This is a genomic window from Methanomassiliicoccales archaeon, assembly GCA_014361295.1.
Taxonomy (GTDB): domain Archaea; phylum Thermoplasmatota; class Thermoplasmata; order Methanomassiliicoccales; family JACIVX01; genus JACIVX01.
In genome coordinates this window covers 117,217-138,621 of sequence record JACIVX010000001.1, presented here as the reverse complement: position 1 = coordinate 138,621, position 21,405 = coordinate 117,217, and the positions used below count along the sequence as shown (strand labels likewise).

Sequence of the window (21,405 nt, the reverse complement as noted above, 5' to 3'; positions counted from 1 at the left end):
CTTAAAATTACTCAATAGAATACTCGCTCCTGATTGTTCCCATAGCTTCACCCCCTGACAGAAAGAAGGGGGCTATTTACGTGTGAGCTTGATTCACTCTGCAAGATTGAATTTGTCAGCGGTTATTGGCGGTGGCTTAATGTAGAATTTTGAAACGTCCGCTGGCTCCCAAAGGTTTCCATAATCCCAAAGAAGGCTTGATGGTCCAGCGTATTTTTCATCTGTCAAAAGCGAGTTCGCACAGATAATACTGTACGGGTGACGGCTGAACAAGGCCATGTTAACCAAGCAAGCCCTATACATCCAAACGTCAATATCTATGCCGAATAGGATTAGGGGCATAGAAACACGCCGGAGAAAGAAAAGGCTATACCATGTGGGCTATGGGTTTGAGCTTTTTCGGTTCATAGGCAGTTTTGCATTTTGGGCAGAGCCAAAAGTCAACCCACAACGTTTTAAGGTCTAATGGATAGATCCCTTCAAGCTCCGTTCCACACTTTGGGCATTTACGCACAGAAACACCCCAAATAGAAAAGAGTGAGCCTCCTGCATTCTCACTTTAAGTAGACTTTAAGCCTCTCAGCCAGCTTGGGGTTTTCATTAAGCATGGCTATGCTTATTTCAAATCGGATGTCTGTTAGTTCTTCTGACAGAAATAGATTTTTGGAGCTTTTAGACTGCAAGCCAATGAGTTTGGTTACTGTAATTTTTGTGCTGGTTTTGGCTTTTAATTTTTAGCTGGAATTTTGATGAATTTTTAGGATTTGTTATACAAAACTGAGGCGCATAGGTTTTTTATAGTATGCTTTCATAATAAACACTAAAAAACTCATGAGGGAAACCCATGTCAACGACTAAGTTTTTCTCTGTCGCTGTAGTGGGCGTTCTCATGGCCTCAATTATGCTTGGTCTATTCCAGGTTTCTGCTTCAAACGCTTTTGCGCCTACCGCAGAGGCTAATCCAAGACTTATTTATTGGCCGCCTGTTAGCGTTTGGCAGGACCAAAGAGGCAACGTTGTAATTGACCGTGGCTGGATTCAACCTATGAGCCTTGCTTGGTCGCCTTCAGGAAAGTATTTGCTGATTTTCGGAAGAGTTCAAATGAGCGCAAGCATGGCAACACCGGTCAATACGTTGATCATTGACATGGAAGATGGCTCATTAGTGCACAGCTTTGACCTTGACGTTGGATATGACCTTTCACAGGACACACTCGTTAGTTTTGCCTTTTCTTCAGACGAAACAAAAATATTCTATGTAACAATTCCAAACACTGATTGGCGTCCAAGGATATATTCTGTAAACTTGGACGGAACCAGTCCATCCTTTATAACATTTCCTAATAGTACGGCAGTGACTGATATACGAAATCCTTACCTTATTGATGTAACCAGCGATGGTGCACTGGTTTACACCTCTTGCGAGACCGTATATAATTGGACCAGTGGCCAATATGAGTATACAAGTTACATTTGGAAGCATCAATTAAGCACAGGTGAGAAATCGCTGGTTTTAGAACTTGAAGGGATGGACGAACTGATTACGGGTTTGAAGGTTTCTCCGTTAAATGACAAAATAGCCTATGCTACTGGAAGCGAAATATGGGTTGTGGATATAAATGGTGCTGAACCGCCGACGAAGGTCACAAATACTTCTAATGGGAGAATCGCCGCGTTTATTAGTTGGACCTCCAACGGAACAATGCTAACTTATTCTGAATTTAACGGCACCATAACTGAAAGTGGCTGTGTGGTGTATCACTCCATTAGCAACGACATAATGGTCGTGAACCTAGACGGAAGCGATAAACGCGTCATTCTCACCGACGGATATAGGCTAACGTGGTCGTCAGTTAACGCTTCAGTTGCAACATATATCAAAATCTTCTCGCCTACCACATTGAGTGCCCCATACTTAATAGACCTCAGCAAGCCCATAACGCCTAATCCAGACACAGACGGAGATGGTCTATCGGATGCTGAAGAACTCAATGATAAACTTGGGAATTTCCTCAACCCTTTAGACCCCACGGACATATACCAGGATTATGACGGGGACGGACTAACAAACCTAGAAGAAATCAATTACGGAACGTACTATGGGCGTGAAGATTGTGACGGAGATGGGTTGAGCGATGGTGTTGAAGTAAAAGTTTTCCGAACAAATCCAACAATGGCGGATACCGATGACGACGGCGTAGCTGATGGTCTTGAGGCTGCGGCGACTGGTTTGAACGCTTTTGTTTCTGTTTTGCCTGAAGGGTGGATTCGTATGACGCTTCAATGGTCTAACAAGACAATGTATGTTTCAACAAATTCTTCTGTGCTTGGCGTTGTTTTCAACTCCACAAGTATGGCTTTAACGGTTAACGTTGGCGGTCCGGATGGAACAACTGGCGTAGCAAACATAACCATACCTGTCGATATGATTAGTTCTCTTTCGTCTGTCACAGTTACATTGGACAACCAGCCTATAGACTTTCAGATAAGCCAAGTCGGCGGCTACGTCCAAATCTATGTGCAGTACCACCACAGCTTCCACGAGTTAACAACGCACTTAAGCGGTGGAGGCGGCGGAGGTACTGGCGGCGTCGATTTGACGGGCATATTGAGCTACTGGTGGCTGATACTGTCAATAGCGATTGTGGCAGTGGCTTCCGTAATAGCAGCCATAATTGTCAAACGCGGGTGATGGGGGGACAATGGCATGAAGATAACCGCCTTTGGAATTATTATCGTGGCGCTTCTGCTCTGCCTAAACTTTGCTCATGCAGAAACGCAGGTAGGCATCAATGTTGGCCAGTGGATGAAGTATGAACTGGCTGTTAGCGGCAACGCTCCTCCATCGGACATGCCTAGCTGGGTTAAAGCAGAGTGCACATCCATATCCGGAACAACGGTATCTTTTAGCATGACTATGCACATGAGCGATGGAACAGAACAAATGACAATGTGGACTATTGACGTTGCAAGCGGTTCTGGAAACGCATCCTTCCAAATAATCATTCCGGCAAACTCGATAACAGGAGACACCATTCAGTTAGTAACAAACGACAGCGTAACAATCGCCGGGGAAGCGGTTGGAACATATGCTGGAGCAAGCAGAACCTATGTCTATGCAACTCAAACCGCAGAAGACAGACAGATCACTTACCGCTGGGACAAACAAACAGGAATCCTCCTCGAGGTAAGCCTCACTCAAGGCTCAACCTCACTAGCCTACAAGGCGACCAACACGAACATATGGCAAGCATCATCGTCAAACCCGTTTTCAATGCCAAGCCTGCCAATAGAAATACTCTCAATTGGCGTCTCAGTGGCAATGGCAATGGCCATAGTGGCGATAGCAGTAATCTACACCAAACATAAAAGAGGCAAAAACTAGTTATTCCCATTTTTTAACCACCTATGTTCGAAAGCAAAGTTTCTAATGAAATATTAAGAAGAGAATTGCCATACTTCCCGCTTTCTGTAAAGCTTCTAAAACGAGCGTGCGCAAGCCAAAATTGCTGAATGAATAGCCACTGTTAAACCTGTTGGTCCAGCTCCAACAATAATATCATACATGTTAACTTCCCACTTCATCATTAATGTTATGTGGCTAACATTTAAAGAATTGACTATTTCTTTCTCAAGAGCACCATATTAATGTTAATTTGAACTCTTTGTCAACCATTTCAGTTCCCTTGATGTCTCTTAAGAGAAGAAATAGAGGGTGCAGTGAAAATCACGACTGGTAGCATGTCTTTGGGGATATCGTTGTTTGCTATGATGCTTTTGTTTTCCAGTTGCATATGTCGTTTGCGCATATTATTCCGGAGATTACGGCGGCTTCTATTCCTCCTCCTGGGAAGGTTGACGCGCCGACCAGATATGATCCCTTAATTGGCGTTTTGAAGTATGGCCTCTTGACTCCTACTGATTGTTCGAAGGAGTATAGGGCTCCCTCAGGCATTGAAATATATCTTTCCAGGGTCTTTGGGGTCGTGGCGTCCTGGACTATTATGTGCTTGCTTAGGTTGGGTATGCTGTTCTCTGCTTTCCATATAAGTGCTTCAGCCATCTCCCCCTCCCATTTCGTATATTCTTTTGTTCCTCTTTCTGGGTAGTCGTAGTAGTTTGCTTGCGGTATTATCGTGACGCTTGTCATGCCCCTTGGCGCCAGAGTTGGATCGGCATTAGAATTAATGACTATTCCATATCCCTCATCTAAGTCTTTAATGAGCGTTTCGAAATTCAAATTCAGAACAGGCAACGATCGGCTAAGGTGTTTCGCTGAAGGCATGTTCAACCCGATTAACATATTTTCTAAATTATCCGAAGTTGAAAAGGAAAATGAGAGACTCAAACAAGAGAACTCGTTCCTCAAGGGTCAAATTGTAAGCCTTGAGTTTGAACGGAATTTCTATAAGAATCTGGTGTCCTCGTATATAAAGAAAATCGACACATTGAACGCCATTGTCGAGAATTCTTACGAAAACACCAAAAATATCGTGTATTCAGTGTCATCCGTGATCATTGATCAGGGATCTGACCAGATCAAGACATTGGCGAAGGTTATTAGGTTTTATAGTGACTACAATCAAGTTCTCAAATTCTTGATATTCAGCTCAGCGCCTAAAGAAAGGCGAGGGGAGATCATTAGCTTCATAATGGACCTGGAGCGTATGGCGTGGAATGAATCTATGAATCATCAGAGACGCCAGAATTGCCTTGTGAACGAGAGAACGATTTGCAATAAATGATGAAAAGGAAATGGTCATGGATTTGCAAGATGGTTCGCTCAAGCCATTCTCGATCCCAATGGTGAATACTTTATGGCGGAGCATATTAACCTTCAATGATGAAGACTTTTCATTTTTTTTCCGCTTACTTCTGATGATATGTCTCTTCTATCACCAATAGAAAATCAATTGCAGTTCAAGTCACTCGAAATTTTGTCTCGTGGAAAATACTAGTTTTTTGCGAAGCAAGAATACCACCAGCTTTTGAAAAAAGGGTTCTCCATAATATCACATCGAGGGCATTGAGATCTGTATCAATGTTGCTTGGAAGAGGTCATCCTAGTGCATTAGATGGGCCAGAAGATATCTGAGCGGGTGCTCCGATCATTTTTCATGTGATGTAAGTGCTGGGGACGCCGAAACAACACAGATTTTGGTTCTTCGATATCGAGTTCATAAGAAGGTTTCATGCCCATGAGCGGTGGTGATCATCACTCGTGCGGCTCATACTGTCAAAGTAGCCGATAGCTTGATACGAAGTGTCGTGCGGGGAAAAAGTTTAATTGAATTAGCTCCCTGATCAAATTGGTGAATTCCTATGAATCCGCCGCTGGCGATAAAGCCTATAGGTGAATTAGAAGAACTCAAGTCTATGCTTGAGCCGAGCGAAGAAACGCAGCGAAAGATAGCGGAGTTGAAGAAGCTCTTGGGAAACGGAGTGCCGGTTTATAAGGCGGTGGCGAAGGTCAAGCTTGGCTGGAAAAACTATTACAAGTACGCTCCTTTGATCTACGATGACATATCACTTGAACCGATGAAACCAAAGAAGTGGGTGAGAAGCATCGAGATGAGAGCATTGAAGGTAGAGGAATTAGAGCCGATCATAGAAGATCTTGCGAAGAAGTACTCGGCGAGCATTGTTCTGGACATCCTCAGACAAAGAAGAAAGGTGAGTAAAGAAACTGCGAAACAGGTTTTTGAAAATCCGGGCAGAGAATGGATCAAGATTTGCTGCGACCTTGAAATCAAATGGATGTATGAGATCTGGCTCTCAAGCTTGTGACATATTTGGCAACATGGGAAGCGATAGGGCTTGATGGCATTCTTTGAACGCTGATTTTTATTCCAGATTTAAAGTGAAGGTCTTGCACAAATGAGTGTTCTCCACTCAAGACCCGCTCCGTCAATGATAGGATCTCATGGGATGGGGCTACTTCGACCATGGAACTTCTCAACGCCGTGGAGTGCGAAGAAGGTGAGGATGAAGTGAGGAAAGAACTATCGTTGAGTGAGCATGAGGTGCGATTAGAATGCGTGCTTGGTGAGTGAGACGAGAGCGGGCATGCTGCACCAAATGATTTGAACTTATTTTTGAACAGATCTTATAAGGCTGGTCGACAGTGCCCGTTCATGCTCAATGAGCTGGCTTTTGATATTCGTATGAAAAATGCGAATCGATAGGAAAGAGTTAAAAAAAAAGAACAGAATCGCAATATGATTACCGCAGATAGAGGGTGAGGACGAGGAGAGACGCAGTGATTAGCCTCCGAAACTATGGTGAGAAATTTGACGATCCATTCATTACAAGAGCGTGATTCTATGGATTTGTCAATGCCTCGATTTTTCGGGCACACCCCTCATCTTTTATATATTATGATGAACTATGATGGGTGCAACCTTGCTGTCTGACCAAGCGCAGCGACCTCGGTGCTAGAGGATGACATCTTCGCTCCGCCAAGCTTATCGATCGCCTCTTGAAGATTCAAAAGAAATGATTTCTGTTCTTGCTTAGATGTCTCAATTCCGTAGTGCTCCTTGATGATTTCCTTTAATAACGAGCTCAGGATGACACCCTTTGCTTTCACCTCCGCTTCCATCATCTTTATGATCTTCGGCGGGAGCCTCGTCGAGACCGTTTCTGCCAAGTTGAACACCTCATTATTACAATTTTCAAGCGTCGCATAGGATGTTCTGTTGGTATTATTATCTTAGCGTCTATCATTCCTAGAATAATTTTTATCAAGGAGACTCGAACATTTTTGAGAATTGATTGAACGACACATTAGATTATTTTTCATTATAGGTGAGCTACCGCAATGTTGGATATTATTGAAAATTCAGATCAATAGGATTACTAAAATAATTTTTCATACGGGTATTTGTAATAATGTTTCTCGATAAATATTAGAGATTGTAATATAAGCTCTCGGCCGGAACGACCTTACTACGATTTTTGTTCTTGTTACATCTAAGTTGTTAATAAAATTTGGACGATATAATATGATCGAGGGTACAAGACCAAAGACTATGATCAATTCAGTATCCAGATGATGCGGCTGTTATATACAACGTTTAGATCATTTCGTATTGCTATGGATGGTGGTAGTGGCTCATATTTATTCCAAGATTGCAGGGATTCAAATAAGAGGTGTTTATCAAAGAGATCGTAGTTGTACATAAACATGGTGTCAGAAGACTTGTAAGCAGACGCCGTACCATTCATCAGTTTTGAATAAGAATTTTCTCCGATAGATCTAAAATAGATATTTGTTTTCTCATAGAGTCCATATTTTCCGTACCAAATTGCGATGTATCCCATTGTATTTGCATCTGACAATACCGTGACATTATCCACATGATTAGCAAGCCATACGGATGGGTTGAAGTAATTTGTAAAGTCTTCATTTAATTGGGGATTGGTCTCAGACGCATTGTAAAGTCCGAATATAGAGGTTACCAGCAAGGATCCCGTGATTACGAAAAACAAAGATAGAAAAATAATGTCTCTTTTAACTCTCTTCTTTTTATAAAATCTGTAGCGACAAATTACATAACCAAGCAACCAAGGCAATAATAAAAGGATGATCGGGCCAGGCCCGAAGGACTCTGTAGCAACATAATAAAGAAAGAGAAAAACCACAGTACCACCAAGGAAAGAAACACCAATAATTTCATGCATTTCCCCATTCCGATTTAGAAAGATCTTTACTGTAACAAAGATCGCCGAAAGGATCACGAGTAGGTATAAGAGATATCTTGTGCAATCTATGACGATTTCCGGCACGAAGGAAACAAAATTGTATGCATATTGTGGGTTGACGAATGAACCTTTTAAGAAGAGACCGCGATAAATTGTGGATGGGTCCAAGTAATAAGAGATCTTAAGCAAATTTGATATTAAAGGAATCTCCCTAATATATATCCAGACTGCAATTGAAATAACGGTCAGCAATATCAACGTGTTCCCTAAATATTCGTGGCTCGGAACTCTCTTTTCCGATGATATCCTGGGTGAGAGGATAAATCCAAGTAATAGAAATATTGAGGATATGAAAAAGATCATATGAGCCGAATGCCAGTAGAGCGAAATTGTTGCAAAAACCAAAATCATCGCGATTTTACTTTCAATTCGTTTAGGGAAGATTATGAAAAACAAAACGGTCATGCCCAATAATAATGCAAGCGAATTCCAGCCGATGCACAAAGAAAATAAACCTCCCAAAAAAATTCGATATTTTTTATATTCTTTAATCGCACTGAAAAAAAGAATAAAAGCAAAAAAGTTAAATAACGGTGATATAACATGATAGATCTGGTGAAATAATAGCGGATTGTCTTGTGCTACAACGAGCATCATTTTGTCAAGAGTATACATTGTTTGAAGCGTCCTGAACGCATTCGGTAATACAGAAATATCGGAATTGACACCAAAATCCGGTAAATACAAATTATAATAATGACTTGGATCATAAAAATTGCCAGGGCATGTGGGCAGAAAAATAATTCCTATGACTGAAGCAATGATGACCAATATAAGACCAATCTTTGAGTGCTTCAACACTTTATCGCCTCTTATCTCTTAACGGAAGCTAGAGCATAATTGAACTTCTAAGTATTCTGCGAAGATACACCACGTGGCTAGAGAGGTACGTACTCACAATAGCAAGAAGGAAATTTATTAGTTTGGGATATTCGCTTTCCCTCTCTGCTATAGCAAATAGCTGTGATGGGGGTCACCAGCTGTCTATTAGTCGAAAGTGTAATGAGGACAAATCCTTGTTTGGGCTAATAAATACGATCAATTCTGAGGGGGAGAGGGGGCAGGAAGAGATGAAAACAGTTTATTTACGGATATCGATTGGAAAGTGATTTTAATTGATAATTGTGAATATTTATTTGAAGATGCTTGCCAATACATTTCATTTCTGATTAGAATTCCAAAATAGTGCCATGTTTGAAGCATTGCAACCGTCCTAACGGAATTAACCCGCACACGCGGTCTCTCCTAAAATGCTTGCCTCATAATACATGAATATGTTTGGAAAATTCGATAAAAATGCGACTTGGTTTTTTCCAGAATTTGAAAAATTCCATTAACGCGCTCATCGCACTAGTTAGAATTCCTGCAAGAATCGGATTACTGTGTGTTCTCTAGATTTAATCATATACGGCGCGATTATGAACGAAATTTGCAGATTTTCAAATACCTTGTCATAGAGAGATCAACGAATTGATGTAATTGCAGCGAATGGTTGAACATAGCCAATCACAACGTCAAATCAAAAGATTAGATTATTGATATATTCTCAAAAATTCAAATGACATCGCCTCCAAGCTGAACTTTTCTTTCACAGTCTTCTGCGCATTCCTCCCGCACCTTTCAGCGAACTCCTTATTCCTCATCATCCGGATGATTGCGTCGCAGATCTCATTTTCTTCATTATCAACAAGAAGACCGTTATATTCATGCTGGATCGCTTCGGGAATCCCACCAACTCTAGAGGCGATAATCGGCTTGCCCATCGCCATCGCTTCCAAAATAGACAAAGATAGACCTCCCTCCCCAAAAACAATGTGCGCATAAATGTCGCACACGGCAACAGCCACCATTGGGCTCTCGATATCACCAGTAAACACAACGATATCGTCCATGCCGATCTCCTTGGCAAAATTCTTCACTTCGCTAGCATACTTGCCTTCGCGTGTTGCGATTAACTGAATATTTGGATGAATCTGTCGAACTTTCTTGAGCGATTGAATGAGAAGTTTCAACCCTTTCGCTTTCGCTTCAAGAGCGGTCAGACCCAGCGCAAGCAACACAAAAGATTCTGGCCTGATGCCGAATTTTGCCCGGAAGGCATTGATTTCCTCATCGCCTATTTTCACCGCTCTAATGCCAGCATGGGTTACCGCTGTTCTACCGAATCTCAAGCCGTAGATCTCCTCGATTTTTTCTTTCAACCGGGCCGACACGAATGTGACACAGTCCGCGTTATTGATTAGATACTGCATGAAGAATCGAGCAAAAAGATTCAGCTTTTCCTTTTCTGTCGGCTCTGTGTGAAATGTGTGCACCAGTCGAACCCCTCTGAATTTCTTGTAGATAACGCCAGCGAGAAGGCAGTACCAAGTGCCGTGGCTGTGCACCACATCTGGCTTCAATTTGAAAAGCTTGAAAAATGCCCTAAAAGGAAAAAGAAACCTGCTCCCCTGCACCTTGACATTCTCCCTATCCTCTCCTTCTTTGAACACGACACGCACATCAACGCCTTTGTCCCTCAATGCTTCGTACAAATTGACTAGAAAAGTCTTCACCCCGCCGCCCGGGCTGTTCTTCCAGTAATGCGTGACGATTGCGACGCGCATCGCATTCACTTCCTCAGCACCTCTTCATACACGGCCATCACCTGCTTCGCGATGTTGTCCCATGTGAACTGCTCCGCGTATTTCCTTATTTTTTCATGATCCCATTTCTTGTCGAGGGCGATGAGTATCTTCTCCGCGAGGTCTTTTGGATCACCGGGGTTGCAGAGAAGTCCGTAATCCTCCGAAGTGATGATCTCAGGGATTCCGCCGACTCTCGTCGCGACGACAGGTTTCCCACAGCCGAGGGCTTCGAACATGACGGTGGGGTTGCCTTCGGATAGACTCGGAATGACAAAGAGATCGCAGGCGTTCATCCACAAATGAAGTTCCTCATCGTCGATGAAGCCGAGCAATGTCACATGATCTTGGAGGCCGAGTTCGCGAATTCGCTTCTGGAGTTCCTTTGCAAAAGGTCCGCTACCACCTATGACGCATTTGATATCTTTGTCGTTCTTCAGAATTCTTCCTATTGAGTCGATTAAGAAGTGAAATCCCTTTCGAGGAATCAGAAATCCAAGAGAAAAAAGAAGCTTTAAAGATCTATCTAAACCAATAATTTGCCGAGCGTCATCCTTTGCTATAATCTTTATCCTATTGTAATTAAATCCATTGGGGATTGAATATATATTGGAATTGAATTGGGAAAGTAGAGGCACATCCCGCTTGTTAACTCTTATTAAAGCATCGGCATTCTTCCAGACTTCATATGTTTTCTTGTTCTTGGAATCAAATTCCCTAATTAACCAGTTTTGGTTCTCATGTATCGTTACGACCAGAGGGCATTCAAATCTTTTCTTTAGTACCAAACCAGCATATCCACACGGCCATGTGAAATGCGCATGAATTAGGTCAAATTTCGATTTCTTTTTCATAAGAAATTTTTCGACTTTCCTCGCCATCCTATTTCCCAAGAACTTATTTCTGCCATCAGGAACGAAATAAAGCATCGAAATTAGTTGAACTTCGATGTTAGGAGGTATATTTCTCAAATCGACGATGTTTTTCCGCGTGTATTTCTTCAAATATTCGAAGTAGCTACTTGAAAAGTAATTTGATATCTCTACCATGTAATTGTGACGCACCACTATATCCATACTATTGACAAATTTTGCCATGGATTCAGCCCAACCTTTTATGAAAGTATTATAATGCGGAGAGATGACCAGGATATTCATGCTCTCCCCAGATGGAATCCCGGTTTCTCCTTCGCAACCTCAAAGCTCTCAGGATAATTCTCGATGAACCAAACCATGAACCCCGTCATGTCGATTTTCTCTTTCAAAAGCTTCTCCCGCTTCGCCGCCCATTCTCTTTTGACATTTTGCTCCTTTGCCAATTCTATCGCCTTTGCTATGGCATCTTGCGAATTTTTGTTACAGCCGAATATCAAACCATATTTACCTTCGAGCTCGACAAAATTACCAAAATCGTGCACTTTTGGATGAAACATCACTGCAGGAGTTCCCAAAACCGCCGCCTCAGTGACCATTGTTCCAGTATCGGCAACTAAGAGTTTTGAAAAAAATAGCACATCATGGATCCTGCTCTTCGGTATCCTCAGCACGCGATCCTTTATTTCTTCAGGAACGCCTGCCTCAGAAGAAATGAAGACCTTCAAATCCTTTTCCAGTTCCTTGACCAACTTCACCTTGTCTTCGGGCGAAAAACCCCTTATACCAGCATCATGGACCGCGTCAAACGCATTGAAGCGGAGTACGGCGTATTCCTCGCCTTTCTCAATGTCCAAAAGATCAAATATGCTGTCATCAGGCTTGAAATAATTCGGGTGGAGATAGGCGAGTTCCTTGTAGCTATTTACACGGATATGCTTCTTGCCGAGATTCTGAAGGAATGAAGAAGGTGTGATGATGGCGCTGATGAAAGGTGAATAGGTGCGGAATTGAATTGAATAAGTAATTTTATTTGAGATGGGTTCTGAATCGGTAAAAACAATACTCGGAATTTTCATGAATATCGATGAGAATGTTTCGTATATCCCAAAACCAGCAACGATATCGATGGCATTCGCACGGAGATATTTTGAAGCTTTACCGATCGAGGATGGCAACGCCAACAGCTTACCTATCTTTGAAATTGGAGCTGAGGAATAAAGATGACCTGGCAATTTCATTTCATTAATGAGGCTTTTCGTTTCTCCATAATCACGGTAAAGGATGAATACCTCGTGTCCATCCCGTCCAAGGCACCTACAGATATTCTTGAAGAAATGAACCTGTGCGGGTGTATTTGCGAAAACTCCGACTTTCACCTGATGCCACCCCCAAACATCTGAGCGATCGAGTTCAGCGTTACGGCGCTTATCCCCAAGACCATGCCAATAATGAACAGGAAGAGAGCAAGCGATGTCTGGAACATCCATCCCCAGCCAAAGAGTGTATGCTCGAACAAGCTGAGAATTCCAAGCAGTAGACCAGCAAGAAATATGACAAAGCCTGGGACACCAATGATCAAAAGGGGTCTCTTCTGAGTCACCAGCCTCAGGACCCTTGCGAACACCTCCAACCCGTGGGCAAAGGGCTTCTTTTTATGTCCTTCCGGCACGTCGTATCTCGAGGAGATTGGCACCTCCTTGATCCTCATCCCCTTTCCCGAAAGATGAAGGATCATGTCCGACTCAATCGCATAGCCACGGGAGTGAAAATTGAAATTCTCGATCGCCGAGGCGCTCAACGCCCTGAACCCAGATTGCGAATCGCTGATCTTCTGCTTCACGCCCATGTTCGTCACGATGTTGAGAATCCTCTGCCCCACCTTACGATACGAGGGAGTGCTGCCGTTCGAGTTAAGAAACCTCGACCCTATGACAAGATCGGCCTCTCCCCTCAACACAGGCTCGATAATCCTCGGAATCTCATCGGGGTCATGTTGCCCATCGCCATCGAGGAAAACGCATGCATCATAGCCCTGAGATCTTACGATTTCGATCCCTTTCCTCAACGCGGCCGCCTTTCCTCCGTTTTTCGGAAGATCGACGACGTACGCACCAGCCAATCTCGCAATCTCTGAGGTTCTGTCGAAAGAGCCGTCGTTGACGACAATCACCTGATCAACATGCTTTCTCGTCTCAAGCACAACGCTGCCGATCGTCAGCTCTTCGTTAAACGCGGGGATGACCGCAGCCACGCGATTCGCCGACATGATGTTCCCCACCAATTCGTCCACATGAAACCGTTGGGTTATGCCCGGATTCGTATACCTCATTATCAACGCTTTGTTTATTCTTTTCGCTGCCTTTCACCCTTGATACCGAGGAGTTTGAAAAGAAACGAGGTGGCCGCATATCTTTCTCAAAAATATTGGAGATAAAACCAGACACTCGCTAATCGCTACTCTTGTTGACCAGAAACAGAGATTCAAGCGTTCAATATTTGCCGATCAATCATCTTGAAAAGCATGAATTTTCTCATAATGACATCATCCAATCCGATATCGCTCTCGCCTCCTTTGATTCCCTTATGATCACAAAGATTCCATTTGTGCTCATATCGACAATTTTCCTTCGATTTTTGTCGAATTCACACGCCAATTGTCGAGGATTTCGCAAAAATTTTTAAATATAAAAATCCGAGGTTATATCTTTCCTCATGGAATTCAAAGAAATAGCCCTCAAGGAAAAAATCTACGAGGAATTCGAGAATTATCTTGTGCCGCAGACATGGAAAGACCGCGTGCAGACTGCTGAAGAATACAGGCAGATGCATCACGAAATCGTAAAAGATAAGGAAAGCGTCGAAGAATATTGGACGCGATGGGCCTCTCAGATCCCGTGGTTCAAAAAATGGAATAAAGTTCTGGACGACAGCAACCCTCCGTTTTACAGGTGGTTCATCGGCGGCGAGACGAATTTATCGTATCTATGCGCTGACTGGCAAATTGAAAAAGGAAAGAAGAACAAGGCGGCGATCATCTGGGAAGGGGAGGGCGTCGACGAAAGAGGAAATCCGAAGGAAGTCAGAGTGTTAACATACGGCGATCTTCACAGGGAAGTCAACAGGGTCGCTCACGCACTGAAGGACAAACTCTCTGTGAAGAAGAATGAGATTGTGACGCTCTACATGCCCATGATTCCTGAACTGCCGATCTACATGCTCTCGTTGCAGAGAATCGGCGCTGCCCACAGCGTCGTCTTCAGCGGCTTCAGTGCTGAAGCCCTTGCGACAAGAATTATCGACGCCGATTCGCGCATTGTTGTCACAGCCGATGCTGTTTACAGAAGGGGAAAGGCGATCAATTTGAAGAAAATCGTCGATGAGGCCGTCGAGATTTGCGAGAAGGCGGGTCATCATGTCGAGAAAGTTATCGTGGTCAAGAGGGCGGGCAGTTCAATCCCTTGGGACACAGAGAGGGACGTGTGGCACGACGACCTCGTTGAAAATATCCCGAAAAATGTCTTCGTCGAGTGCGTCCCCCGCAACTCAAACGATATCAGCTTCATCCTTTACACCTCTGGCACCACTGGGAGACCAAAAGCGGCGCAGCACAGCGTCGGCGGGTACGCCGTTGGCGTATTCGCGAGCATGAAGCTCGTCTTTGATATCAACGACGATGACATCTACTTCTGCACCGCTGACATCGGCTGGATCACAGGACATTCTTATGTCGTTTACGGCCCGATGATGCACGGCGCAACGATCATCATGTACGAAGGCGCTCCAGATTTCCCTTCGATCGAAAGATGGCCGAGCATCATCGAACGCTACGGCGTCACAATCTTTTACACAGCCCCCACGGCGATCAGAATGCTCATGCGCTTCGATGAAAAACATTACAGAAAATATGATCTCTCGACGATTCGGATCTGCCACAGTGTCGGGGAGCCGATCAATCCCGAGGCGTGGAAATGGTACTATCGTGTGTTCGGCAATGAAAAAGCGGTGTGCTCGAGCACCTGGTGGATGACCGAAACGGGATGCATCATCACCGGTCATTTTCCTGGCATGGGCAAGATATTCCCGATGAAGCCTGGTACAAACGGCCTTCCGTTACCCCCTGTGAGCATGATCGTTCTCGACGAGGACGGCACTCCCGTTCCGCCTGGACAGAGGGGATATCTTGTCATCGCGAACCCCTGGCCCTCGATGCTCATGACACTTTACAAAGATGATGAGCGATTCCTCGAAACTTACTTCAAAAAATACAGACACAAGGGATGGTATTACTACGCGGGCGATTTTGCCGTCGTCGACAAGGACGGATACATCTGGGGTCTTGGTAGAGCGGACGATGTCCTCAAGGTCGCAGGACACAGGATCGGATCGGCGGAAGTCGAATCGACGATGATCAAGCATGAGGCGGTGGCGGAGGCGGCGTGCGTCGGCAAGAGCGACGCCATTAAAGGCGAGATTCCGTTGATTTTCGTCGTTCTCAAGAAAGATTATGATCAAGGCAACGGCATCCATGAATCCCTCAAATTTCATCTCAGAGAGACGATGGGCTCCTTCATTGCGTCGGATGCTGCAATCACCTTTATCGAAACGCTTCCAAAGACGAGAAGCGGCAAGATCATGCGTCGATTGCTGAGGGCAGTGGCGGAGGGTGCTCCTCTGGGCGATGTGACCACTCTGGAAAGCGATGTGGCGGTGGAGGAAGCGATAAAGGCGTATGAGATGGTGAGGAATGCCCTGTTTTCAAAATGAAGATTCATCGCGCGATTGATCGCGATGATCCCCCTCCTCTTTTTCAAAATCTTTTTGAAAAGGTCAAAATGGGAGAGGATGTTCACTCATCGACTGAATTTTGAAATGAAAGAAAATCATCGTGGAATGATTGAGATCTAAGAGTAAATTCAACTTCCTTTACATCCCGAGTCTGTGTCATTGGGCATGTATTTCTTAACGATTTCAATGAGCTGCTTCACGGTGAACGGTTTCCTGATCACCTCGCGCGCACCAGCATCGAGCATTTCCTTGCTCTTCGATGTGTAATAGGCCGTCACCCCGATGATCTTTGCCTCTGGATTGAACTTGACGATCTCCCTCGTCGCTTCGATGCCGTCGAGGACGGGCATGACGATGTCCATGAAGACAAGATCGGGCTTGTGAGTCCTGTACTCATAAACCGCTTCCGCACCGTTCCTCGCTTTCAGTATCTGGCGACCGTTTGAAAGCATCATAGCCATGAGCTCGAGGATCTCATCGCTATCCTCAACGAGAAGAATTTTGCCACTGCCGCTCAAGTGCATCCCTCCACAAATTTTCCCTCTTCTCTCGTGAAATTCCAACCTTGCCATCTTGACCATGAACCATGGCGCATCGCCTGTTCGCTCTGGTTGACAGACCGTAGGACTCGATGCCGAAACCAACTCGCGATTCTCCCGTTCTGAAAAAATGTTCCCGCAAAAACGGCGTTTTCAAAAAAGTCATCATCACCAGAAAATAATGAAAGCTCGATATCTAAGCGAACAGACTGGCCTCGATCCTTTGATGCACCCCATCTCATTGGTCTTCCTTTTTCATTACCCCTACATAAACTTATGGTGAGCATGCTCAATTCGAATCGATGAATTGATGAGAATCCAGCGGAGCCATCTGCTTTCGAAAGAGACAAAGGTTCATGCCATTCAATCATCAAGCGTCTCGAGGCGCAAAGGATCTCATCGAGCATCGTCTACCCAAAATCACTGGGATGATGATTGAGCGATGAGAGATGCAAAATCCTCTACGCGCCTCTCCCATCCCTCAACGAGCGTCCCTCTAAGATTTACACCTGATACGAAGAACATCATCGCCGCAACTTTCACCATGCCCTTGCCCTTCAGAATCGCATCGATCTCGGGAATCGTTCTTCTCCACCTCGCCATCTCCTCCTCCGTTGGCCTTTTCCCCGTTTTTTTATCGGGCACGGCTTCCCCATGAGTCGCAAAGACGGCGTACCTCGTGCCCTCTGGAAGATCGATCTTTTTGAGAAAACGACGCATGCTGCCTATCGGTCTTCCTATTCTCGTAGGCGATCCAAAAACATAGAGATCCGCAGGCGCGATGGATTTTGGTCTTGAATTCTTTATGTGATGAAGATTGACGACATGTCCCCTTTTCTCCATCACTTTCTTGAACTCCTCGGCCACCCTTTGCCCGTTGCCGAACCTCGAGGCGTGATACAATTCGATGATCATGTACTCCCATCGCACCTCCCACGATAAAAAGGCTCGCACAACATCTCATCACACATCCCTCCGAGAGAATTTCCAAATGAGGGAAGCTTGAGAAAAAAAAGGGGGAAAGGAGGAAATGAATGGCGTGTCGCTGCAATAAATTCATTCTCACTCATGCAATTTCACATGAATCCCATCTTCCCGAGCGCTTTCCTCAGCTCATCCACCTCTTTGTCATTCAGCGGCTGTGCCGGCGGTCTCATCGGCAGTCCGCACGGCCTCTTCAGCAGGGTGAGGGCGTGCTTGATCGTGTGGAGATATGCCGGAATGCCTTTCTCAAAAATAAGACGGTTCATGAGGCGGTTGAAAGGCTCGAATTTCTCGAGGATCGCCATGGCCTTCTTCGCATCCTTCTCAACATACGCCGCCCGCCAGAAATCGATCGACTCCTTCGGCGCGATGTTGGAGAGAAGGGAAATCGTGCCGGGGCATCCGAGGAGATAACAGAGCATCGTGTGCTCCGTCTCCGCGTAAGGCAGGATGGCGATGCGATCACCCACCCGCCTCAATAACTCAAGTACATACGCCGAATTCCCCGTGACATCCTTCAGCGCCGTGATGTTTGGGATTTCTTTCGCAAATCTTTCGACGAGGCGGTAGCTATAAGTCATGCCACTCACCCAAGGGTTGTTATATGGCATGATCGCGATGTCCACCGCGTCACCAATCATCTTAAAATGCTGGAACAGACCTTCCTCGACCTCTTTGAAATAATAGGGCGTCACAATCATCGCCGCATCGCATCCCACGTCCTCCGCGTATTTCGTCATCTTTATTGTTTCATGCGTCCCGCTGTGGGCCGTGCCCGCGACGACCATCGTCTTCCCGTTCGCCTCATCCACGGTCGCCGATATAACCTTCTTGATCTCCTCCTCGCTCATCGACGAGAACTCCCCGGTACTTCCAGCGGGAATCACCGCGTTGACCTTGTGCTCGACGAGGTACCTCACATGCTCCCTCAGCGCTTCAAGATCGAGCTCGTAATTCTTCTTAAAGGCTGTTGGAACCAAGGTGAGCACCCCCTTTGCACTTCTCCCTGAACTTACCGGGATCCATAATCTCACCATGGAGTTGTTCGACTTAACATACTTAAGATTTTTCTCAAATAATATAATGTCCCCTCGGCATTCTGAACATTTGTCCAATTTTTTCCGCATTTTTCTCGAAATGTGTGCACTTCGATGCGACAAACGCAAAACAATAAGAATGGTGATGCCGTAAAGTAATTGAAAGCATCGCATCGACAAAAAAAGAAAAAAATGGGGAATTTTTCCCCAAAAATTCTTTATTTTTTCTCTTTCGAGAGAACGATTTGCACGGCCTCGAGCGCGGTCACGGCCGGCATGATTTCGAATTCCGTGAAGATCCCGGGCAACTTCTCAGCCCACAGGAGCCAGTTCCTGTAAGCGACATCACCCTCGTCACCCTTGTGCTCGAGGATCGATACACCCTTGCCACCAGGACACATGTACCAGCCGAGGACCTGAGATCCCTTGACGGGGTAGGCACCGCTTTGCATGAGCGAGGCGGCAACCTTTGCGATCGTCTCAGGGCTGATGGCAGGGTTGATCTTCCAGAATACGACGTATTTGACTACATTCTCACCCCCTTTTAATTCGCCAAAAAGCAGCAAACCAAAAAAAAGGCAGGCTATCTGCAAATTGACACAAAAAAAAGATTCTTTCCTCTTTAAGTATTTTTTCTTGATGCAAGGGAGAATTATTTCGCATGCATCCAATCAATTTCCTCATACGATGTAAGATTCATTCGCGATGATTGCGACCTTAATCAAATATGATTGAGAGAAGTGCAAAAATCTCTAATGGAATTCTAAAAAAATTCATTTTCGATTCAAATCATGCGCAAATTCATCAAAGAAAAAACTAGACTGACAAGACTTCCATCACTTTGAAGACGACAGTCAGCGCGAAAACGACGAGCAATGGAAGGATAGCTGTATTCAGGGAGTCCAGAATCTTCCTCGTGCGCAGCGAGGAGACGCTGATCAATTCTTTTGAGGCGAGGAAGAGAATGAGAAAGATCGCGATAAGTGCTCCACCTACACCAATTGATACGGCGGTGGTCATCGAGATAGCGCTCGACAATGCGCTCGTGCTCGACGAAGTGCTTGTGACGGTTACGACAGTCGATAACATCCCTTCTCCCCCAAGTGTATATATCGATCCTATAAAAAAGATTGCGGTGTTGTTATCAAACGCGACTTGGACAAGACGACATTCATTGAAAGATAAATCGATGCTCGACGAATTGTTTTTTAATAGAAAAAGAAGCGTATTCCATCGTGAATTGATCAACTCATCGATCACGAAAAGCCAGTCAATGAAATCTTCAAGAAGAGTGCGTGACCGAGGAAATCGCTCCAGCGTTTTTCAAATAATCGAAGGCGCCACTGATCGCGCTTCTGATGAGAGGGAGTTGTTTGTTGACCAGCCATTTCATGATGACTTTTGGCCTCAGATAAAAACTGAGATACGCCTTCTGAATGAAAAGGCTCAGCTTTTTCTGCGACACCGAGGCAATTTTCACGATCGGATCGAGTGCCGTGTACTTCGACCAGTCCCTGACAAGGAGGGTGTTCTGGGCGATCGAATCATCGTAAATCGGCGTTCCTGGGTAAGGAGTGAGGATCGAGAATTGCGCGTAGTCGAGATTCAATTTTTTCGCGAATCGGATCGTTTCCCTGATCGTTTTTTCATCATCCTGAGGAAAGCCGATGATGAACGACCCTAAGACTTGAATTCCCGCCTCGTTGATCATCTCGACCGCCCTTTCCGCCTTTTGGAGGGTGATCCTTTTCCCGATCGCATCGAGGACTTTCTGCGATCCCGATTCGATTCCAAGGTAGATAATCCAGCACCCCGCCTTCTTCATTTTCTCGAGGAGGGAGGGGGAAAGCGTGTCGACCCTTGCTGAAGCACCCCAGACAACATCCAATTTTTCTCTGATCATCCCTTCGCAGATCGCCTCCGCCCTTCTTCGATTCAAAGAAAAGGTGTCGTCGACGAACTCGATATTCCTGATCCCGAAATCCTCGTAAACTGATTTCAATTCAGCAAGAACATTTTCTGGGCTGCGCCCCCTCCAATATCCGCCGAAAAGACGGGAGGAGACGCAGAAAGAGCAGCGAAAGGGGCAACCCCTGCTCGTCAGCATCGCCGTGTACCTTTGACCGTTGAACTCGTATTTATCGATCGGCAGAAGATCTCTGCTGGGAAAAGGGATTTCGTCGATGTTCTCGATGATCTCCGCCATCTCGTGTTCGATAATCTTTTCTCCCTTTCTGAACGCGATTCCCTTCACCGAATCGAGCGATTTTCCCTTCTCAATCGTTTCAATCACAGCGGCAAACGTTCTTTCCCCCTCGCCCTTGACGACGAGATCCACCGCTTTGCATTCCTCAAGCGTTTGCACCGGCAGAAAGCTCACATGAGGACCGCCCATAACGACGAATAAATTTTCGTCGATTTCTTTCGCCGCTTTCGCGACTTCGTAAGCCTGGAAGATCGAAGGGGTGACGGCAGTGATCCCGACGACATCCGGTGAAAAATTCTTGATCTCGCGTTTCACATCGTCCATCGTGTAATTGAGGACGTTCGCGTCGATGATCTTGACTTCGTGATTATTTCTTACCATCGAGGCAAGATAGGCAAGACCGAGAGGTGGCGAGGTGACGCCGAGGACCGACTTGACGGCGGAATTGTATGGTGGCGAGATGAGGCAGATTTTCATCTTCTGCACCTTATTAGATATTCATGACGAACATTTTAATTTTTTTTGAAATTCTTTTTCGAGCGGTTTTGGCGAATGACTTCTTGAAAGCAGTAAATACAAGAGGTGATAAAG

The 21,405-nt window shown here is 45.0% G+C and carries 18 protein-coding genes; 4 read left to right on the top strand and 14 right to left on the bottom strand.

What is annotated here, in order from left to right; all coding sequences use genetic code 11:
• Positions 1-93: 93 nt before the first annotated feature.
• Positions 94-342 (bottom strand): hypothetical protein, encoded by a 249-nt coding sequence (locus H5T41_00675; protein MBC7107302.1) that lies wholly within the window; start codon positions 340-342, stop codon positions 94-96.
• Positions 343-844: 502 nt separating this feature from the next.
• Here H5T41_00675 and H5T41_00670 point away from each other — a divergent pair.
• Entirely contained in the window at positions 845-2,692 is a 1,848-nt protein-coding gene (locus H5T41_00670) for a hypothetical protein (GenBank protein MBC7107301.1), read from the top strand.
• A 15-nt stretch (positions 2,693-2,707) separates the two neighbouring features.
• A complete protein-coding gene (locus tag H5T41_00665) occupies positions 2,708-3,385 on the top strand; it encodes a hypothetical protein (GenBank protein ID MBC7107300.1) in 678 nt (225 codons plus the stop codon).
• 381 nt (positions 3,386-3,766) lie between these two features.
• Here the strand turns inward: H5T41_00665 and H5T41_00660 are convergent, their stop codons facing one another.
• Positions 3,767-4,348 (bottom strand): hypothetical protein, encoded by a 582-nt coding sequence (locus H5T41_00660; protein ID MBC7107299.1) that lies wholly within the window; start codon positions 4,346-4,348, stop codon positions 3,767-3,769.
• A gap of 974 nt (positions 4,349-5,322) precedes the next feature.
• On the opposite strand from H5T41_00660, the gene H5T41_00655 reads away from it, so the two are divergent.
• Positions 5,323-5,787 (top strand): hypothetical protein, encoded by a 465-nt coding sequence (locus H5T41_00655; protein MBC7107298.1) that lies wholly within the window; start codon positions 5,323-5,325, stop codon positions 5,785-5,787.
• Positions 5,788-6,385: 598 nt separating this feature from the next.
• Here H5T41_00655 and H5T41_00650 read toward each other — a convergent pair.
• The 6 genes from H5T41_00650 to H5T41_00625 all read right to left on the bottom strand — a co-directional run bounded on the left by H5T41_00650 (position 6,386) and on the right by H5T41_00625 (position 13,529).
• Entirely contained in the window at positions 6,386-6,649 is a 264-nt protein-coding gene (locus H5T41_00650; protein ID MBC7107297.1) for a hypothetical protein, read from the bottom strand.
• Between the two features lie 386 nt (positions 6,650-7,035).
• Positions 7,036-8,562, bottom strand: coding sequence for a hypothetical protein (locus H5T41_00645; protein MBC7107296.1), 1,527 nt, complete (start codon positions 8,560-8,562; stop codon positions 7,036-7,038).
• Between the two features lie 734 nt (positions 8,563-9,296).
• Entirely contained in the window at positions 9,297-10,379 is a 1,083-nt protein-coding gene (locus H5T41_00640; GenBank protein ID MBC7107295.1) for a glycosyltransferase family 4 protein, read from the bottom strand.
• The gene (locus tag H5T41_00635; protein MBC7107294.1) at positions 10,376-11,545 is read right to left on the bottom strand and encodes a glycosyltransferase; all 1,170 of its coding nucleotides are present in this window, start codon (positions 11,543-11,545) and stop codon (positions 10,376-10,378) included. The genes H5T41_00640 and H5T41_00635 overlap by 4 nt, the downstream gene beginning before the upstream one ends.
• Complete coding sequence (locus H5T41_00630) at positions 11,542-12,639, bottom strand: DUF354 domain-containing protein (GenBank protein ID MBC7107293.1); 1,098 nt, start codon at positions 12,637-12,639, stop codon at positions 11,542-11,544. The genes H5T41_00635 and H5T41_00630 overlap by 4 nt, the downstream gene beginning before the upstream one ends.
• Entirely contained in the window at positions 12,636-13,529 is an 894-nt protein-coding gene (locus H5T41_00625; protein MBC7107292.1) for a glycosyltransferase, read from the bottom strand. Before H5T41_00625 ends, H5T41_00630 begins: the two co-directional genes overlap by 4 nt.
• 446 nt (positions 13,530-13,975) lie before the next feature.
• Between H5T41_00625 and acs the strand changes: the two genes are divergently transcribed.
• Complete coding sequence (gene acs / locus H5T41_00620; GenBank protein MBC7107291.1) at positions 13,976-16,027, top strand: acetate--CoA ligase; 2,052 nt, start codon at positions 13,976-13,978, stop codon at positions 16,025-16,027.
• A 149-nt stretch (positions 16,028-16,176) separates the two neighbouring features.
• Here the strand turns inward: acs and H5T41_00615 are convergent, their stop codons facing one another.
• From H5T41_00615 to H5T41_00590, 6 genes are all read right to left on the bottom strand, one after another.
• Positions 16,177-16,572, bottom strand: a complete 396-nt coding sequence (locus H5T41_00615) for a response regulator (GenBank protein ID MBC7107290.1) — start codon at positions 16,570-16,572, stop codon at positions 16,177-16,179.
• Positions 16,573-17,007: 435 nt separating this feature from the next.
• Positions 17,008-17,502, bottom strand: coding sequence for a hypothetical protein (locus tag H5T41_00610; protein MBC7107289.1), 495 nt, complete (start codon positions 17,500-17,502; stop codon positions 17,008-17,010).
• A 161-nt stretch (positions 17,503-17,663) separates the two neighbouring features.
• Positions 17,664-18,608: a dihydrodipicolinate synthase family protein gene (locus H5T41_00605; GenBank protein ID MBC7107288.1), complete on the bottom strand. Its 945-nt coding sequence runs from the start codon at positions 18,606-18,608 to the stop codon at positions 17,664-17,666.
• Between the two features lie 218 nt (positions 18,609-18,826).
• Positions 18,827-19,201: a DUF3303 family protein gene (locus tag H5T41_00600; protein MBC7107287.1), complete on the bottom strand. Its 375-nt coding sequence runs from the start codon at positions 19,199-19,201 to the stop codon at positions 18,827-18,829.
• A 223-nt stretch (positions 19,202-19,424) separates the two neighbouring features.
• Positions 19,425-19,628 (bottom strand): hypothetical protein, encoded by a 204-nt coding sequence (locus H5T41_00595; protein MBC7107286.1) that lies wholly within the window; start codon positions 19,626-19,628, stop codon positions 19,425-19,427.
• Between the two features lie 262 nt (positions 19,629-19,890).
• Complete coding sequence (locus tag H5T41_00590; GenBank protein ID MBC7107285.1) at positions 19,891-21,291, bottom strand: cobalamin B12-binding domain-containing protein; 1,401 nt, start codon at positions 21,289-21,291, stop codon at positions 19,891-19,893.
• Positions 21,292-21,405: the final 114 nt, after the last annotated feature.

What these genes read in the sequence shown, in the direction of transcription:
- H5T41_00670 (MBC7107301.1), top strand. Translation starts at nt 845, where the DNA reads ATGTCAACGACTAAGTTTTTCTCTGTCGCTGTAGTGGGCGTTCTCATG.
- H5T41_00605 (MBC7107288.1), bottom strand. Translation starts at nt 18,608, where the DNA reads ATGGTGAGATTATGGATCCCGGTAAGTTCAGGGAGAAGTGCAAAGGGG.
- H5T41_00635 (MBC7107294.1), bottom strand. Translation starts at nt 11,545, where the DNA reads ATGAATATCCTGGTCATCTCTCCGCATTATAATACTTTCATAAAAGGT.
- acs (MBC7107291.1), top strand. Translation starts at nt 13,976, where the DNA reads ATGGAATTCAAAGAAATAGCCCTCAAGGAAAAAATCTACGAGGAATTC.
- H5T41_00625 (MBC7107292.1), bottom strand. Translation starts at nt 13,529, where the DNA reads ATGTCGGCGAATCGCGTGGCTGCGGTCATCCCCGCGTTTAACGAAGAG.
- H5T41_00675 (MBC7107302.1), bottom strand. Translation starts at nt 342, where the DNA reads ATGCCCCTAATCCTATTCGGCATAGATATTGACGTTTGGATGTATAGG.
- H5T41_00595 (MBC7107286.1), bottom strand. Translation starts at nt 19,628, where the DNA reads ATGACCACCGCCGTATCAATTGGTGTAGGTGGAGCACTTATCGCGATC.
- H5T41_00655 (MBC7107298.1), top strand. Translation starts at nt 5,323, where the DNA reads ATGAATCCGCCGCTGGCGATAAAGCCTATAGGTGAATTAGAAGAACTC.
- H5T41_00665 (MBC7107300.1), top strand. Translation starts at nt 2,708, where the DNA reads ATGAAGATAACCGCCTTTGGAATTATTATCGTGGCGCTTCTGCTCTGC.
- H5T41_00590 (MBC7107285.1), bottom strand. Translation starts at nt 21,291, where the DNA reads ATGAAAATCTGCCTCATCTCGCCACCATACAATTCCGCCGTCAAGTCG.
- H5T41_00615 (MBC7107290.1), bottom strand. Translation starts at nt 16,572, where the DNA reads ATGCACTTGAGCGGCAGTGGCAAAATTCTTCTCGTTGAGGATAGCGAT.
- H5T41_00610 (MBC7107289.1), bottom strand. Translation starts at nt 17,502, where the DNA reads ATGATCATCGAATTGTATCACGCCTCGAGGTTCGGCAACGGGCAAAGG.